We start from the raw sequence: 15,638 nt of genomic DNA on the forward strand, positions 1-15,638 counted from the left end.
CTGCCCATGACGACGACGCCGACCCCGCGACCGAGGCTCGACCTGCTCGACGGCGACTGGTACGCGAACGGCCCCTACGCGGACTACGCGTGGTTCCGCGAGCACGAACCCGTCGCGTGGGACGCGGGCAACGAATTGTGGGGCGTCTTCCGGCACGCGGATCTCAAGGATGTCGAGGCGCGCAGCGAGCACTTCGTCAACTCCGACCGGAACAAGGGGGGTTACCGCCCGAACCTGCCCGCCGACCCGGCGATCATCGGCCTGGACAACCCGCTGCACAACAAACGGCGCAAGCTGGTGAGCAAGTGGTTCACCCCGCGTGGCGTGCGCGAGTGGGAGGCGCACGTGCGCGAGACGTGCGTGGAGCTGCTGGACGCCGCCGTGGCCAAGGGCACCGTCGAGGTGGTCGGCGACCTGGCGTCCGTACTGCCCGCGAAGATGATCGGGCGGCTGCTCGGGTTTCCCGACCGGGACTGGCCGCTGTTGCGGGACTGGTCCGAGCGCACCATCGCGCTCGGCGGCGGACCGCGCTACCTGACCGAGGACGGCCGGGCCGCGGCGGGCGAGTTCATCCGGTCGGCGCTGGGACTGTACGAGACGAAGAAGACCTGCCCGGCGGACGACGTGATGTCGGTGTGGACCACGGCGCGGATCGACGGCGAGCCGGTGGGCCCGGGCGATGTGGCGAGCGACTGCCTGCTGCTGCTGGACGGCGGCGCGGAGACCACCCGCACGGTGATCGCCCGTACCTTCCTGTACCTGATCGAGCACCCGGAGCAGTGGGACCTGCTGCGCGCGGGCGCGGACCTCGCGGTGGCCACGGAGGAGTTCATCCGGTACACCACTCCGATCCACAACATGTGCCGGGTCGCCGTCGGGGACCAGCGCATCGGTGACACGGTGATCCCGGACGGACACCAGGTGGTGCTCATGTACGGCTCGGCCAATCGCGACCCGGCGGTGTTCGCCGAACCCGAGCGGTTCGACGTGACGCGCACGCCCAACGACCACATCACCTTCGGCTTCGGCACCCACTTCTGCCTGGGCGCGCCGTTGGCCCGGTTGGAGATCCGGGTCTTCTTCGAGGAACTGCTCGCCCGGGTCCGCGAGCTGCGCCCGGTGCCCGGCAGCGCGGTGGTCCAGATGCCGAACGCGTTCGTGTACGGGATCCGCGAGGCACATGTGGAGCTGATCGGCTGAGCCGGACCGGCGGGCGGCTCCCGTCCGGGGCTTCCCGCCGGCGGCGACCGGCGCCTGTCCGGCTGATCTTCGGCCGCGTCGATCCGGTATTTCCGGGAAGAGGGATAAAGAGGAGTTATTCCACAAAACGGATACCGGGAGGCGGCCATGCCAGGCTTGGACGAGGGATTGCCGGTCGATCATCGGCTCGGGCAGGTCTACCGCTACGGCGGCGGGTTCATGGGAATCGTGCTGATCACGTTCGGTGTCCTGGGGTTCACCAACAACGTCGGTTTCTTCTCCACCACCGGGCGCGAGGTCGCTGGCATGTCGACCAACGGTGCGCTGAGCCTGATCTCGGTCGTGGTCGGCGCGATCCTGATCGTCGGCGCGATCATCGGCGGCAACACCGCCTCGACCGTGAACATCGTGGTGGGCGCGCTGTTCGTGATCAGCGGGTTCGTCAATCTGGGCCTGATGGGCACTCCGGACATCAACTACCTGTCCTTCAAGATGCCGAACGTGATCTTCAGCTTCGTGGTCGGTCTGCTGGTGATGACATTCGGCCTGTACGGGCGGGTCAGCGGCCATCTGCCCCACGACAACCCGTACTGGCGCTCGCGGCACCCGCAGGAAGCGGCCCGTGAGGACGCCTTCCGCAGCCGGGCCTCGGTGCTCTCCCGCGACGGGGCATCCTCGCTCGGCGGCGACCCGTCCCGACACGGCATCGCCGGCAGCCACTGACACCGCGAACGCATCGGCGCCGGACCGGCGCAGAAGCCGGTCCGGCGCCGATGCGCGCCGTGCGTCGCCCGGGACTCAGTGCCCCGCGCCGCCCTCCGCGCCCGGCGGCCGTTCCCACCGCGGCATCAGGAACGCGAGCCCCCACCCCGCGGCCAGCGCGAGCGCGCTGCCCACGAGGCCGATCGTGAACGCGTCGTCGAACACCGCGCGCACCGCGTCCGCTCCGTGCGCGGCAGCCACGTTGTCCTCCACGTGGCCGAAGAACAGCGTGCCGAACAGCGCCACCCCCAGCGCGCCCGCGAGTTGCTGGACCGCGTTGAGCACTCCCGACGCCGAGCCGATCTCGTGGTCGCCGACCCCGGCGAGCGCGATCCCGAAGAAGGGCGCCATCAGCAGACCGAAGCCGAAGCCCGTGACCGTGGTCGCCGGCAGCAGGACCCAGGCGTCCACCGGCCCGTCGTGCAGCGCGAGGGTGGCACCGATGCCGATCACCCCGACCAGGCCGACCAGCAGGCCGGCGTGCAGGACCCGGCGGCCGTACTTGGCGGCGAGCACCGCGCCGGCCAGACCTGCGCCGACGGTCGAGCCCAGCGACCACGGGATCAGCGCGAGCGCCGCGTGCGTCGCGCTCCAGCCCAGGCCGACCTGGAGGTAGACGCCGAGCAGGAGCATCAGGCCGATCATCGAGCCGAACATCATCAGGCCGACCGCGAGGGCGCCGGTGAACGCGCGGTTGCGGAACAGGCTGATCTCCACGAGCGCGTCGCGGCCCGCACGACCGGTCCGCACCTCGTACCAGGCGAACAGCGCCAGCACCGGCAGTGAGCCGGCCATGCACACGAACGTCCAGCCGGGCCAGCCCTGTTCGCGGCCCTGGACCAGCGGGTAGACGAGCAGCACCAGTGCGGTGGTGACCAGGACCATGCCGACCACGTCCAGGCCGGGCCGGCGCGTGCCGGCCGCCGGGGTGGTGGGTCGGGGCACCACGGTGGAGCCGGCGAAGAAGGCGAACAGACCCAGCGGCACGTTCAACAGGAAGACCGCGCGCCAGCCCAGGCCGAACAGGTCGGCGTCCATCACCACGCCGCCCAGGATCGGGCCGAGCACCGCGGCCAGGCCCATCGCCGGGCCGAACACCGCGAACGCCGCGCCGATCTCGCGCTCATCGAACATCTCCCGGATCAGTCCGATCGCCTGCGGCACCATCATCGCGGCGGCCAGACCCTGCAAGCCGCGCGCGACGATCAGCATCTCCGGTGATTGAGCCAGGCCGCACAGCGCCGAGGTGACGGTGAAGGCGAGCACCCCGCCGAGGAACATCCGGCGCCGGCCGAGGATGTCGCCGAGTCGGGCGCCGGTGATCAGGAACATCGCGAACGCCAGCGTGTACGCGGCCGAGAACCACTGGAGGTGGGTCGAGGTGCCGCCGAGGGATTCCCGGATGCCGGGCCCCGCCACCTGGACGATGGTGGCGTCCAGCAGGTCCATGATGTCGGCGCCCATGACCACCGCGAGGCCGATCCACCGGAGCGGGTAGGACGGCCGCTCCGCCGGCTCGGCCGCGACCGGCGCCGCCCTGGTGATGTCGGTTTCCATCGTCTCCCCCTCTAAATGCGAACGCCGTTCGTGCTTCGAACGCCGTTATCTCTTCGAACACTGTTTTAGTCACGAACAGCGTTCGCGTCAAGTACAGTGTTCGTAAAGCTGAGCGATCGGTGTGGGGTTGATCGAGGAGGTGGCGCCGTGTCCGAGGTTCCCGAAGTACCCATGCCGCCCTGGCGCACGTCGCCCAGGAGTCGGGCGGCGCGCAAGCCGACCCTGAGCCAGGAGGCGATCGTCACCGCCGCCCTGGAGATCATCGACGCGGAGGGCATGGACGCGTTGAGCATGCGCCGGATCGCCCAACGCTTCGACACCGGCGCGGCGTCGCTGTACGCCTATGTGGCCAACAAGGACGAGCTCGTCGAGCTCGTGGTGGACCGGGTCAACGGGGAGGTCCGGATCCCGGTCGCGGATCCCGAGCGCTGGCGCGAGCAACTGCGCGAGGCGATGTTCGCGATCCGCGACGTGTACGCCTCACACCGAGATCTCGGCCGCGCCCTGATCGGCGCGGTGCCGATGGGACCCAACTCGCTCGACTCCTCCGAGCGCCTGCTGGCCATCCTGCGCGCGGGCGGACTGTCCAAGAAGGTCAGCGCGTTCGCGGCCGACCTGCTGTCGATGTACACCGTGATGTCCGGCCTGGAGATGGGCGGCCAGGGCACCATGCACGGGTCGACCGACGCCGAGCGCGACGCCTACTACCGGCGGATCCACGACTACTTCACGTCGCTCCCGGCCTCGCGCTTCCCCACGCTGATGTCGATGTCCGACGCGTTGACCTCCGGCGACGGCGACGAGCGCTTCGCGTTCGGCATCGACGTGTTGCTGCTCGGCATGGTCGCGTACTCCGAACGGGAGTCCTGACCCGGCGTCAACAGCCCGGCCAGGACCGGGAGCAGCGCGCAGATCGTGTACGCGCCGGCATAGCCGCCCGGGCCGCCGATGATCATCCCGAACAGCGGTGGTCCGGCGGCGGCGGTCAGGTTCTGGCCGGTGTTCTGGATGCCCATCACCCGACCCGCCCACGCGCCGCCCGCGATCTCGGCGACCGCCGTGAACGCCAGCCCGTTCCAGCTCACCGTGGCCACCGAGGCGAGCAGTAGGAAGCCGATCGCGACCGGTCCGCCGATCACCGAGGTCAGCGCGAGCGCGCCCACCACCACGGCGTTGACCGCGCACAACGTCCGCATCGGCCGCAGCCGGGAGCCGACCAGGTCCGACCAGCGGCCGACCGCGATCCGGGTGCCCGCGGCGACCAGTTGCACGGCCGCGAGCAGGCGCCCGGCGGTGGTCGCGGTCCAGCCGTGCTCGGAGACCAGGTAGTCCGACGCGAAGGACACCACCACGAACTGGGGCACCACCAGCAGCGCGCTCGCCGCGTGTATCCGGTACAGGATCGGCGAGTCGTACGGGGAGGCGGGCCTGCTCGCACCGGCCGGCGTCTCGGGTCGGGCCGGGTCGCGCACGATTACCGCGACCAGCGCCGCACCCAGCACACACAACACGGCCGGGAAGACCAGGGCGGCCCGAAAGCCCGCGTGGGTACCGATCGGCGGCAGCACCAGGGCGCCGGCCACCATGCCCAGTGGTTGCGCCATCTGCCGCATGCCCATCGCCAGTCCGCGCTGCTCGGGAGCGAACCAGCCCAGCACGACTCGCCCGCTGGCCGCGTTGACCGCCGCCGAGCACGCGCCGGCGACCGCGAGCCAGCCGGCCAACCACACCGCGCCGTCGCCGGCCAGGGCCACCACGATCGCGACTCCGGCCAGCGCCAGACCCACCGCCATCACCCGGCGCTCGCCCCAGCGATCGGCCGCGGCGCCCCACAGCACCAGGGTCAGCAACAGGCCGAAGGTCGGGCACGCCACGACCGTGCCGGCCTGCGCGAGCGACATGCCCTCGTCCTCGCGGAGCACCGGGACGAGGTAGGCGAGGCCGTACAGGAACACGCAACTCGCCAGTTGTGCGCACATTCCGATGGCCAGCATCAGCCAGCGCCGACTCTCCCCCATCGCGCCACCTCCACGTCGATATCAGTGCACCATACAAGCTTTCTCAGAGCTTGAGACGAGAATCTTGAACTCTGAGACATGCTGGATGGAGCAGCATGGGAACAGGGACCTCAGCACGGTTCATCGCTCTCGGGAGGCCGCATGTTCGACGTCGAGGAATACAAGGTCGGACCGCGCAACGCGATCACCGACGTGGCCGGACTGCGGGTCGGACACGCCGCCTACACCGATGCCGGCGCGATGACCGGCACCACCGTCCTGCTCGGCCCGGTCGGCGGGTTCGTGGCCGGGGTGGACGTCCGCGGCGGCGCGCCGGGCACCCGCGAGTTGGACGCGCTCGACCCGCGCAACCTGGTGCCCCGGATCGAGGCGATCGTGCTCAGCGGCGGCAGCGCGTTCGGCCTGGACGCGGCGGGCGGCGTGGTGGCCTGGCTGGCCGAGCGCGGTCGCGGGTTCCCGGTCGGCACGGAGCCGCATCAGGTGGTGCCGGTGGTGCCGGCCGCGTCGTTGTTCGACCTCGGACGCGGTGGCGACTGGGCCCGGCGGCCGGACGCGGCGCTGGGCCGGGCGGCGATCGCGGCGGCCGACGCCGAGCCGGAGCACGCGCCGGTGCCGATGGGCAGTGTGGGCGCGGGCACCGGCGCGATGGTCGGCGGACTGCGCGGCGGGGTCGGCACCGCAAGCGTGGTGCTGCCCGGCGGGGTCACCGTCGCCGCGCTCGCGGTGGTCAACGCGGCGGGCTCGGCGGTGGACCCGACCGGCGGGCTGCCGTACGCGGTCGGCCTCGGCCTGCCCGGCGAGTTTCCGCTCGCCCCGCCCGAACACGCCGAACACGCCGCCGCGTTGGACCGCGCTGCGGCGTCGGCCAAGTTGCCGCCCTCGCTCAACACCACGATCGGGATCGTGGCCACCGACGCGGTGCTGACCAGGTCGCAGGCGCACAAGGTCGCGGGCGTCGCGCACGACGGGCTGGCCCGGGCGATCCGACCGGTGCACACGCTCTACGACGGCGACACCGTCTTCGCGGTGTCCACGGCCCTGGTGCCGCTGCCCACGCCCGATCCGACCACGCCGTACGGGGTGAACGCGGAGGCCGCCGCGCTGACCGTGATCCACGCGGCGGCGGCGGACGTATTCGCCCGGGCCGTGCTGCACGGCGTACTGGCCGCGAAACGCGGCGGCGAGATCCCGGCTTACCGGGATCTTTATCCGAATTCCAGCTCCGCGTACGGGCGGTGACGTTCTCGATCTTCGTTTCGGAATGTCGCAAACCCGCCTGAGAACCGCCGGCCCGGCTGCCCTATCATCGGCGATTCGACGATGACATTCCCCGCTTCCGAAGGGGCCTGGACTAACGGAGCGGTTTGCCGGCATGGGACACGTAGATCATTTCGCGTACGGAGCTGTGACCCCGGGCATCGCCTATCTCATGTCGTGTGTCGGATCGGCTCTGGGGCTGCTCTGTACGACACGGGCGCGCGCGGTGCGCGGTTGGGTTCGGGCACGTTGGTTGGTACTGGGCGCGGTGTCGATCGGCGGCACCGGAATCTGGGTCATGCATTTCATCGGCATGCTCGGATTCTCCGTGCGCGAGACACCGATTCGATACGACGTGACCAAGACGATGACATCGCTCGTGCTCGCGGTGGTGGTGGTCGGCATCGGCATGGCGGTCGCCGGTCGGCGCGACGCGGGCGCGGTGGGACTGGTCCTCGGCGGGGTGATCACCGGTGGCGGCGTGGCGAGCATGCACTACATGGGCATGGCCGCGATGAGCCTGGACGGTTCGGTCGAATACGACTCGTTCCGGGTCGGCCTGTCGATCGTGATCGCGGTGGTCGCGGCCACCGCCGCGCTGTGGGCCGCGTTGAACGTGAGCGGATTCGCGGCGACCGGGGGCGCCGCGTTGATCATGGGCCTGGCGGTCAGCGGAATGCATTACACGGGCATGTCCGCGATGAGTGTGCGCACCGAGGGCAGGCACGGCATGGCACACGGCGTGGAAGCCTCCCAATTCCTCGCGCCGTTGATCACCGGAATCAGCCTTTTCACGGTGATCACGTTGTTCGTCGTCGCGCTGTCGCCGTCCGCCGACGAGATCAAGGAAGAGGCGGAACTCGACGCCCGATTGGCCCGCCTGGAGGACAACCGGATCGGTGCGACATCGGCCGCGAGTCGGGTCGGCCGACGGGCGTCGCGCCGGCACGGGGCGGAAAGGGATCCGCGGGACTACTTCCACTCCGGACGCTGATCTTCGGACGCGATCCTCGGACGCCGATCCGGAGCGGCCCGTCGGCACGAGGAAACCGGGGACGGGAATCCGGAAGCCGGAATTCCGGAACGGGGAAGTCGAACCCGAACCGGGAAAGCCGAACGAGGAAGCCGGAATATGGAATTCCGGTTTCCTCGTTCGGTGCCGTCCGCGTCTTTGCCTCCGCCCGGGCACCGGCTCGACGACCACGCGGGGACGAGTGCCCGTGACTCGGCGGGAAGCCGTCCTTGCCCCAGAGCATGCGCCGGGGGATCCGTGCGCTATTGCGTCGGTTCGAGGACCGGGCCGAGTGCGGCGATCGCGTCGAACGGTCGTTCCTGTCGCTCCCGACGCCGCGCCGCGAATCTGCCCCACAACCCGGGTCCGCGGTCCTCGTCGTCCCCGCGCGCCCGCTTGCGGGCCGTACCCATCTCGCTCAGCGCCCGGCCCTCGCCGAGGCGGTCGCCGACCTGCCCGAACAGGGTCGCGGCCTGCTCGTGCGCGCCGACCGCCTCGTCGAACCGCCGCAACTGCTGGAGCGCGGCCCCGAAGCTGTTCAGCGCCTGGCCCTCGCGGTGCCGGTCGCCGAGCTTCTCGAACAGGGTCGCGGCCCGCTCGTGCGCGTCGGCCGCCTCGTCGAACCGCCGCACCTGGTGCAACGCGCCTCCGAGGCAGTCCAGTGCCTGGCCTTGTCGGTGCAGGTCGTCGAGTTCGGTGAACAGGGTGGCGGCCTGCCGATGCGCCTCGATGGCGTCCTCGAACCGCCGCACCTCCTGAAGGGCAAACCCGAAGTTGTTCAGGGCCTGGCCCTCACGGTGGTGGTCGTCGAGTTCGGTGAACAGGGCCGCGGCCTGCCGATGCGCCTCGATGGCCTCGTCGAACCGCCGCACCTCCTGAAGGGCGATGCCCAGGTTGTTCAGGGCCTGGGCCTCGCGGTGGTGGTCGTCGAGTTCGGTGAACAGGGCCGCGGCCTGCCGATGCGCCTCGATGGCCTCGTCGAACCGCCGCACCTCCTGGAGAGCGGTGCCGAGGTTGTTGAGGACCTGGGCCTCGCGGTGCCGGTCGTCGAGATCGGCGAACAGGGCCGCGGCCCGTCGATGGGCGTCGATGGCTTCGTCGAACTTCCCCACCTGTTGGAAAGCGGTACCCAGATTGCCCAGCGCCTGGGCTTCGCCGTGGTGGTCGGTTTGCTCACGGCAGTTGACGAGGTCTTCCTGGTGGGCGTCGATGGCCTCGTCGAACCGCCGCACGTGCTGGAGGGCGGTGCCGAGGTTGTTCAACGTCCGCCCCTCGCCGTTGCGGTCGCCGAGTTCGCGGCAGATGACGAGGTCTTGCTGGTGACTCATGATCTCTCCCGACGCGTCGCGGACTTCCATCCCGACCGCCCTTCCCCACGACGGTGGGCGACAGCGTGGTCCGGGCGGTATCCCTACACATGGACACCTTCAGTAACACGTGTCTCACGGAGCGTGGCAACCGCACCGACGGCTGGAGGCCCAACCGAGTGGCGGATTCAACTACATGGCCGATATGTCCGATATGTCCGATTCTTCCCGCCACATACCTCCGATGCCCGACCGGGCCGCCGCCGGACGTCACACCGGCATCGCATCGGCAACGCACTGCCGTGGAGGCACCGCACCGGCAGCGCGTCGAGGTCGCGTCGTGCGACGCCGCACCACGCCGCGCCCGCCGAAGCCGCCCGGTTCGCGACCGCACTCGAGGAGCGATGACCCCGGCCGTGCGCGAGCGAGACGCTTGATTGCGTCAATGATTTGACGCAGACTCGCACGACGTCTCAACCAGCGCCAACGCGTCGGCGCACGTCGGCGCGTGGTCAGGAGGAATCCGATGCCGATCCCCGTGCCCCTGGACGAATATCCGGTCCACCAGGTCCCGCTGTTCCACAGCGAGGTCGGCTCGACCGACCGGAACTTCTACGACCGCTGCATCATGCACGCCTACGACCGCGCGGGCGGCGTCCAGATCGCGACCGGCCTGGGGGTCTATCCGAACCTGGGCGTGATCGACGCGTACGTGGTGATCCGCAAGGACGGCCGCCAGCACGCGGTGCGGATGTCCGGCGCGCTCGGCCCGGATCGGCTCGAGCAGGAGGTCGGGCCGTACCGGATCGAGGTCCTGGAGCCGCTGGCCAGCGTGCGCGTGGTGTGCGACGCGCCGGACCAGGGCATCTCGATCGACCTCACCTTCACCTCACCGTTCGCGCCTCTGCCGGAACCTCGACACGTGCAGCGCAGCGACTTCAAGCCACTCCTGGACGCCTCGCGCTTCGTGCAGATCGGCGACTGGACCGGCACGGTGACCCTGGACGGCGAGGAGATCGCGGTCACCCCGCAGACCTGGTCCGGCTCGCGCGACCGCTCGTGGGGCATCCGCCCGTCGGGCGAGGCGCCGCCGGCCGGGCGGCCCGCGCAGACCGCCGGGTTCTGGTGGAACTGGATCCCCATCCACCTCGGCGACCAGGCGCTCATGATCATCGCGCAGGAGTCGGCCGAGGGGCACCGCTTCCTGACCGAGGCGATCCGGATCTTCCCGATCGCCGACGGGAAGGCGCCCGAGCAACTCGGCTGGCCCGAGTTCGACGTGCGCTACACGTCCGGCACCCGGATACCCGAGGGTGCCGCGATCCACCTGACCGACCGCAAGCGCAACGCGCTCACGCTGCACCTGGACAACCACGGGTACATCGCGCTCAACGTCGGCGCGGGCTACGGCGGCGACCCGGACTGGGGCCACGGCCAGTGGAAGGGCGAGGACTACCTCGACGGCGCGGTGTACGAGCAGCAGGATCCCGAGGTGGCCAAGCGCATCCCGTTCAGCGTGATCGACCACGTCGCCTCCGCCCGACTCACCGGCCCCGACGGGGCGTTGCTCGCCGAGGGTGTGGGCATCTTCGAGCACGGCACCTTCGGTCGGCACGACCCATCGGGCTTCACCGGGTGGGACTCGGTCGCCCCGTAGGCGAACCGCCGGCGTCGGGCACCTCCACACGTGTTGAGACCCGACGCCGGCGAGCCGGCAAATTTTACCGACATCTCGCCGCCGACACACGCAAAACACTCAAGTTGCGGAAATACCGAGACAGTTCGCGATATCCATAGGCGCGGGACCGGTGTCACTCACTCCCGTGACCCGCCGACCGCCGGGCCGTGCACGCGAGTCCTCCCGCGCGCCCGGCCCGGCAGGTCTCGGCCGGATCGAAGTCGCCGCCGGATCCGAGTCGCCGCGGCGGGCTCAGTCGTCGGCGAGGAACGCGGTCAGCCGCTCGGTCGTCTCGATCCACTCCTCGACCAGGGACAGCACGACCTCCTGCGTCGGCCGCACCCGGTCGAGCATGCCCACGACCTGGCCCACCGGCCAGCCGTTGAGCTCCTTGTTCTTGGTCCGGGTGAAGCGCCGGGACGCCGCGTTGAAGATGATGCCCTGGAGCGGCATCGGCAGCGGGTCGGGATTCGCCGGGTCCTCCCACGCCTCGGTCCACGCGCTCTTGAGTTGGCGGGCCGGCTTGCCGGTCATCGCCCGCGAGCGCACGGTGTCGGTGGACTTGGCCTCCAGCAGGTTCTGTACGGCCACCTCGTGGGTGTCCGCCTCGGCGACGGTGAGCCACAGACTCCCCGTCCATACCCCCTGCGCGCCGAGCGCCAGGGCGGCGGCCATCTGCCGACCACCGCCGATGCCACCGGCCGCGAGCACCGGGACGTCCGGGCCGACCGTGTCCACTACCTGCGGGATGAGCACCATCGTGGAGATCTCGCCACAGTGCCCACCGGCCTCGGTGCCCTGCGCGACCACCACGTCCACACCCGCCTCGACCTGCTTTTGGGCATGCCGAGGGCTGCCGCACAGCGCGCCGACCAGAACGCCCGCCGCGTGGCACGCGTCGATGATGTCGGCCGGCGGCGGGCCGAGCGCGTTGACGAACATCTTGACCAGCGGGTGCTTGAGCGACACCTCGATCTGCGCGCGCGACTCCAGGTCCACGTTCAGCCCGGCGGCCTTGACCGGCTTGTCCGTCAACTCGGCGGGCAGCGCCGGGATCCCGTGCCGCTCCAGCAGTTCGTCGACGAACTTCCAGTGCTGCTCCGGGATCAGCTTCTCCAGATTGCTCGGCAGCGCGGCGTCGCCGCCGCCCTTGCCGATGTACGCCATCGGGATCGCCAGGTCGACGCCGTACGGCTTGCCGTCGGTGTGTTCGTCGAGCCAGGCCAGCTCGATCTCCAGTTGCTCGGGATCGAACGCGAGCGCGCCGAGGACGCCGAAGCCGCCGGCTCGGCTGACCGCCGCGACCACGTCACGGCAGTGGGAGAACGCGAAGATCGGGAAGTCGATCCCGAGCCTCGCGCAGATGGGGGGCTTCATCGCCAGAACCTCCGGTCACCGGGTGAAGGCCCCAGAATAGGAAGGCTCCTTGACCAAATCAAGGTCAAGGAGCCTTACCATTTGCCGGTCGACACATCGGCCGTCGCGCCGAGCCGCGTTCCCGCGCGATGTCACGGGAGCGGCGCGGGGCCGCTACGGCTTGTCCGCACCCACCGCCCACATCGCGAAGTACTGCGCCGCGGCGCCGTACGCCTGCGCCAGCGCGACCTTCGCGCCGTCCACCTGGTGTTCTCCGGCCGCGCCCCGCACCTGGAGGGCCGCCTCCAGGAACCGCAGCATGCCGGACGCGCCGATCGGGTTGGAGGAGAGCACGCCGCCCGACGGGTTCACCGGGAAGTCGCCGTCGAACGCGGTCTCACCGCGGTCGACCATCTTCCAGCCCTCCCCCACGGGCGCGATGTCGTGGCCCTCCAGCCACATCGGCTCGTACCAGGAGAACGGCACGTACAACTCGGCCACGTCGATCTGGCGACGCGGGTCGGTGATCCCGGCCTGGCGGTAGACGTCCCACGCGCAGTCGACGCCCGCCTGCGGGCGGATCGGGTCGCGGCCGTTGAACGAGGACGGCTCGGAACGCATCGAGGTGCCCAGGATCCAGGCCGGGGCCCGGCCGTCGGCCGCCGCCGCGTCGCCACCCGCCTCGTCGGTCAGCACGATCGCGCCGGCGCCGTCCGAGGACGGGCACGACTCCAGGAAGTGCAGCGGGTCCCACATCATCGGCGACTCGCGGACCTTGTCGATCGAGATGTCCTTGAGTTGCAGGTGCGCGTACTGGTTGCGCAGCGCGTTCTGCCGGTCCTTGACCGCCACCTGCCAGCCGATGTGCTCGGGCGCCCCGGACTTCTGGATGTAGGCCCGAATCCAGGGCGCGAACGCGCCGCCCGCGCCGATCGACCCGGACTTGCCGCCGCCCAGGCCGAATTGCGCGTTGCCCTCGGACTGCTTCTCCCACGCGACGGCCAACACCCGCTTGTGCACGCGACTGCTGATCAGGTGTGAGGCGACGATCGCGGTCGACCCGCCCACACTGCCCGCGGTGTGCACCCGAAACACCGGCTTCCCGGCCCCGCCGAGCGCGTCCGCGAGGTAGAGCTCGGGCTTCATCACACCCTCGAAGATGTCGGGGGCCTTCCCGATCACCACCGCGTCGATGTCGCTCCAGGTCATCCGCGCGTCGTCGAGCGCGCGCTGGGCGGCCTCGCGGACGAGGCCCGCGATGGACAGGTCGTCCCGCCGCTTCTTGTGCTTGGTCTGGCCGATGCCGACGACGGCAACGCGCTCATGGGTCATCGGTTGTCACCTTCCAGGACACAGACGAGGTTCTGCTGGAGTGCCGGGCCGGACGTGGCGTGCCCGAGCGTGCGCGAGCGGCCGTCGACCAGGATCCGGTCGGCGGCGGCGGCGATCCGGACCAGGCCGGTGGCCATCAGCGGGTTGCCGGTGAGCGCACCGCCGGACGGGTTGATCAACACGTCGTCGGCCAGGCCCAGAGACTGCCGCAGGATCACCTCCTGCGCGGTGAACGGAGCCATCAGCTCGGCCACCTCGACACCCGCCACACCGCCCGCGCGCTCGGCGGCGATCCGGGTCGAGGGCGAGTCGGTCAGGTCACGCAGCGCCGGGTTGTGCACCTCGCTGCGGTGGTCGAGGCCGGTGATCCAGGCCGGGCGCTCGGTCAGTTCGGCCGCGCGCGGACCGCGGACGAGCACCACCGCGCACGCGCCGTCCGAGATCGGCGGCAGGTCGCTCTTGCGCAGCGGGTTGCGCAGGTATGCCTCGGCGAGCAGCTTGTCCACGTCCTGCTCGGCGTTGCGTACCTGCTGCTTGGGATTGCCCGCCGCGTCGCGCCGCGAGCGTGCGGCGATCTCGGCGAGTTCGCGTTCGGTGGTCTTGCCCGACTCGATCAACTGCCGGGCCTGGAGCGCGGCCAGCGAGACCGGGTCCAGGCCGAGCGGCGCGAGGTAGTACGGGTCGAGTTCCTGCGGGTAGATCGCGGCCGGGTCGCCGGTGGAGGACTTGCCCGAGCCCATCGCCACCGCGATGTCGATGTCGCCGTGCTTGAGCCGCACCCAGGCTTCGTACATCGCCCACGCGCCGTCCATCTCCACGTGCGACTCGTGGATCGGCGGCCACGCGCCCATCGCGTCCAGGTTGGGCACGAACGAGAACGTGCCGCCGGAGATGTAGTCGCACGAGCCCTGGCAACTGAAGCCGATGTCGGAGCGCTCGAGGCCGACCTTGCCCAGGGCCTCGTCCACGACCATCAGCAGCATCTCGGTCTCGGTGAGCTCCTGCCGGCGCACCGCCGGGAGCTGCGCGGTCGCGACGATCGCGATGTCGCTGTCCTGCCGCACTGCCGTCTCCCTTGTCTCGCCCGCCTCTTGGCCGGTCCGGCCGGTGCCGTCCGCGTTGTGACGCGCCGTCATCAGAACACCCGGTTCATGTACTGCTCGGCGGGCTCGTCCGGCTCGCCGGTGTGCCGCCAGCCCTTGATGAAGCCGGAGACCGTGCCCCAACCCTTGCTGGTGATCTCCGCCGCGTCCCGCTCGGCTTCGGGCATCCACTCGGCCTGGACCCGCATGCCGACCCGGATCTCGGACACCGGGATGTCCAGGATCTGCTGCTGGGCGATCACCATCTCGTCGCCTTCGAGCACGACGGAGGCCCGCGCGAACGGCTCGGTCTCCTTCTGCCCGGGGTAGGGCGTGGGGGTGATGATCGTGTAGTTGGACACCACGCCCCGGTCCGGCAGCACCTCGTCCAACTCGGGGCCGAGCAGGATGGCGTCCACGGAGCAGTAACCCCGGCCCAGGAACACGCGGTTGCACTGCGGGCAGCGCTGGCCGGTGAGCCGACCCGCCCGCAGGTTGTTCGCGTAGCGGACCAGGGTGGGCGAGAGCACGTCGGTGTAGGTGATCTTGGAGAAGTACTCCATCGTGGTCACCTCCTGCGCCTCGCCGGGCTCACCCGCCGGGGCCTGGGCATTCTCGCCCGGCACGAAGCAGACGATGTCGTCGATCCGGCCGACGGGCTCGTCGCGCCAGCGCGGCGCGACCCGCATGCCGGTGCTCACCGCGTCCTCGCTGCCGGCGTCCAGCACGTGCACCAGGTCGGTGTCCGCGCCGTCCAGCCGCACCAGCACGAAGGCGAACGGCCGGTCCAGCGGGTGCGATTCGATCGGTTCGGCGACCCAGGTCCAGGACCGGACGGTGCCGATCGGACCCACCTCGACGAAGTCGTGCGCGAGTTCGTTCCCGGTCTCCGGGTCGTACTCCATGGGCGGCACGATCACCCGCTCACCGGAGCGGATCCCGACGATGCGACGGGCGGTCAACTCCGAGAAGAAGCGACCCATGACCGGTCCGAGTGTGCGCTTGTAAGGGAACTGGATAGTACTGACGGTCTGTGTCGACACGGTCATCCTCTCGGCCTGGGAACGAGGTCGGCCA

The 15,638-nt window shown here is 70.4% G+C and carries 12 protein-coding genes and 1 pseudogene; 6 read left to right on the top strand and 7 right to left on the bottom strand.

Annotation, left to right across the window (positions count from 1 at the left end; genetic code table 11):
- Positions 1 to 6 precede the first annotated feature (6 nt).
- Both ACIRL2_RS40885 and ACIRL2_RS40890 read left to right on the top strand, forming a co-directional pair.
- Positions 7 to 1,200, top strand: a complete 1,194-nt coding sequence (locus ACIRL2_RS40885) for a cytochrome P450 (protein WP_395864224.1) — start codon at positions 7 to 9, stop codon at positions 1,198 to 1,200.
- A gap of 147 nt (positions 1,201 to 1,347) precedes the next feature.
- A complete protein-coding gene (locus ACIRL2_RS40890) occupies positions 1,348 to 1,923 on the top strand; it encodes a DUF4383 domain-containing protein (RefSeq protein ID WP_395864226.1) in 576 nt (191 codons plus the stop codon).
- 75 nt (positions 1,924 to 1,998) lie between these two features.
- Here ACIRL2_RS40890 and ACIRL2_RS40895 read toward each other — a convergent pair whose 3' ends face one another.
- Entirely contained in the window at positions 1,999 to 3,519 is a 1,521-nt protein-coding gene (locus tag ACIRL2_RS40895; protein ID WP_402239250.1) for an MFS transporter, read from the bottom strand.
- A 171-nt stretch (positions 3,520 to 3,690) separates the two neighbouring features.
- Here ACIRL2_RS40895 and ACIRL2_RS40900 point away from each other — a divergent pair.
- Positions 3,691 to 4,305: pseudogene (locus ACIRL2_RS40900) on the top strand (TetR/AcrR family transcriptional regulator); the annotation flags it as partial.
- Here the strand turns inward: ACIRL2_RS40900 and ACIRL2_RS40905 are convergent.
- On the bottom strand, positions 4,242 to 5,537 hold the full coding sequence (locus tag ACIRL2_RS40905; protein WP_395864230.1) for an MFS transporter: 1,296 nt from the start codon (positions 5,535 to 5,537) through the stop codon (positions 4,242 to 4,244). The pseudogene ACIRL2_RS40900 and the gene ACIRL2_RS40905 overlap by 64 nt on opposite strands.
- 141 nt (positions 5,538 to 5,678) lie before the next feature.
- On the opposite strand from ACIRL2_RS40905, the gene ACIRL2_RS40910 reads away from it, so the two are divergent.
- Positions 5,679 to 6,776: a P1 family peptidase gene (locus ACIRL2_RS40910; protein ID WP_395864231.1), complete on the top strand. Its 1,098-nt coding sequence runs from the start codon at positions 5,679 to 5,681 to the stop codon at positions 6,774 to 6,776.
- 133 nt (positions 6,777 to 6,909) lie between these two features.
- The gene (locus ACIRL2_RS40915) at positions 6,910 to 7,788 is read left to right on the top strand and encodes an MHYT domain-containing protein (protein WP_395864233.1); all 879 of its coding nucleotides are present in this window, start codon (positions 6,910 to 6,912) and stop codon (positions 7,786 to 7,788) included.
- Positions 7,789 to 8,069: 281 nt separating this feature from the next.
- Here ACIRL2_RS40915 and ACIRL2_RS40920 read toward each other — a convergent pair whose 3' ends face one another.
- Positions 8,070 to 9,134: a tetratricopeptide repeat protein gene (locus ACIRL2_RS40920; RefSeq protein ID WP_402239253.1), complete on the bottom strand. Its 1,065-nt coding sequence runs from the start codon at positions 9,132 to 9,134 to the stop codon at positions 8,070 to 8,072.
- Between the two features lie 505 nt (positions 9,135 to 9,639).
- Here ACIRL2_RS40920 and ACIRL2_RS40925 point away from each other — a divergent pair.
- Positions 9,640 to 10,770, top strand: coding sequence for a hypothetical protein (locus tag ACIRL2_RS40925; RefSeq protein ID WP_402239256.1), 1,131 nt, complete (start codon positions 9,640 to 9,642; stop codon positions 10,768 to 10,770).
- Between the two features lie 273 nt (positions 10,771 to 11,043).
- Here the strand turns inward: ACIRL2_RS40925 and ACIRL2_RS40930 are convergent, their stop codons facing one another.
- The 4 genes from ACIRL2_RS40930 to ACIRL2_RS40945 form a co-directional block, all read right to left on the bottom strand.
- The gene (locus ACIRL2_RS40930; protein WP_395864238.1) at positions 11,044 to 12,168 is read right to left on the bottom strand and encodes an NAD(P)H-dependent flavin oxidoreductase; all 1,125 of its coding nucleotides are present in this window, start codon (positions 12,166 to 12,168) and stop codon (positions 11,044 to 11,046) included.
- Positions 12,169 to 12,321: 153 nt separating this feature from the next.
- Positions 12,322 to 13,479, bottom strand: a complete 1,158-nt coding sequence (locus ACIRL2_RS40935; RefSeq protein WP_395864239.1) for a thiolase domain-containing protein — start codon at positions 13,477 to 13,479, stop codon at positions 12,322 to 12,324.
- Entirely contained in the window at positions 13,476 to 14,615 is a 1,140-nt protein-coding gene (locus ACIRL2_RS40940; RefSeq protein ID WP_395864240.1) for a lipid-transfer protein, read from the bottom strand. The genes ACIRL2_RS40935 and ACIRL2_RS40940 overlap by 4 nt, the downstream gene beginning before the upstream one ends.
- Complete coding sequence (locus ACIRL2_RS40945) at positions 14,615 to 15,544, bottom strand: Zn-ribbon domain-containing OB-fold protein (RefSeq protein ID WP_402239259.1); 930 nt, start codon at positions 15,542 to 15,544, stop codon at positions 14,615 to 14,617. Before ACIRL2_RS40945 ends, ACIRL2_RS40940 begins: the two co-directional genes overlap by 1 nt.
- Positions 15,545 to 15,638 lie beyond the last annotated feature (94 nt).

Source organism: Embleya sp. NPDC127516, from assembly GCF_044765325.1.
Taxonomy (GTDB): domain Bacteria; phylum Actinomycetota; class Actinomycetes; order Streptomycetales; family Streptomycetaceae; genus Embleya.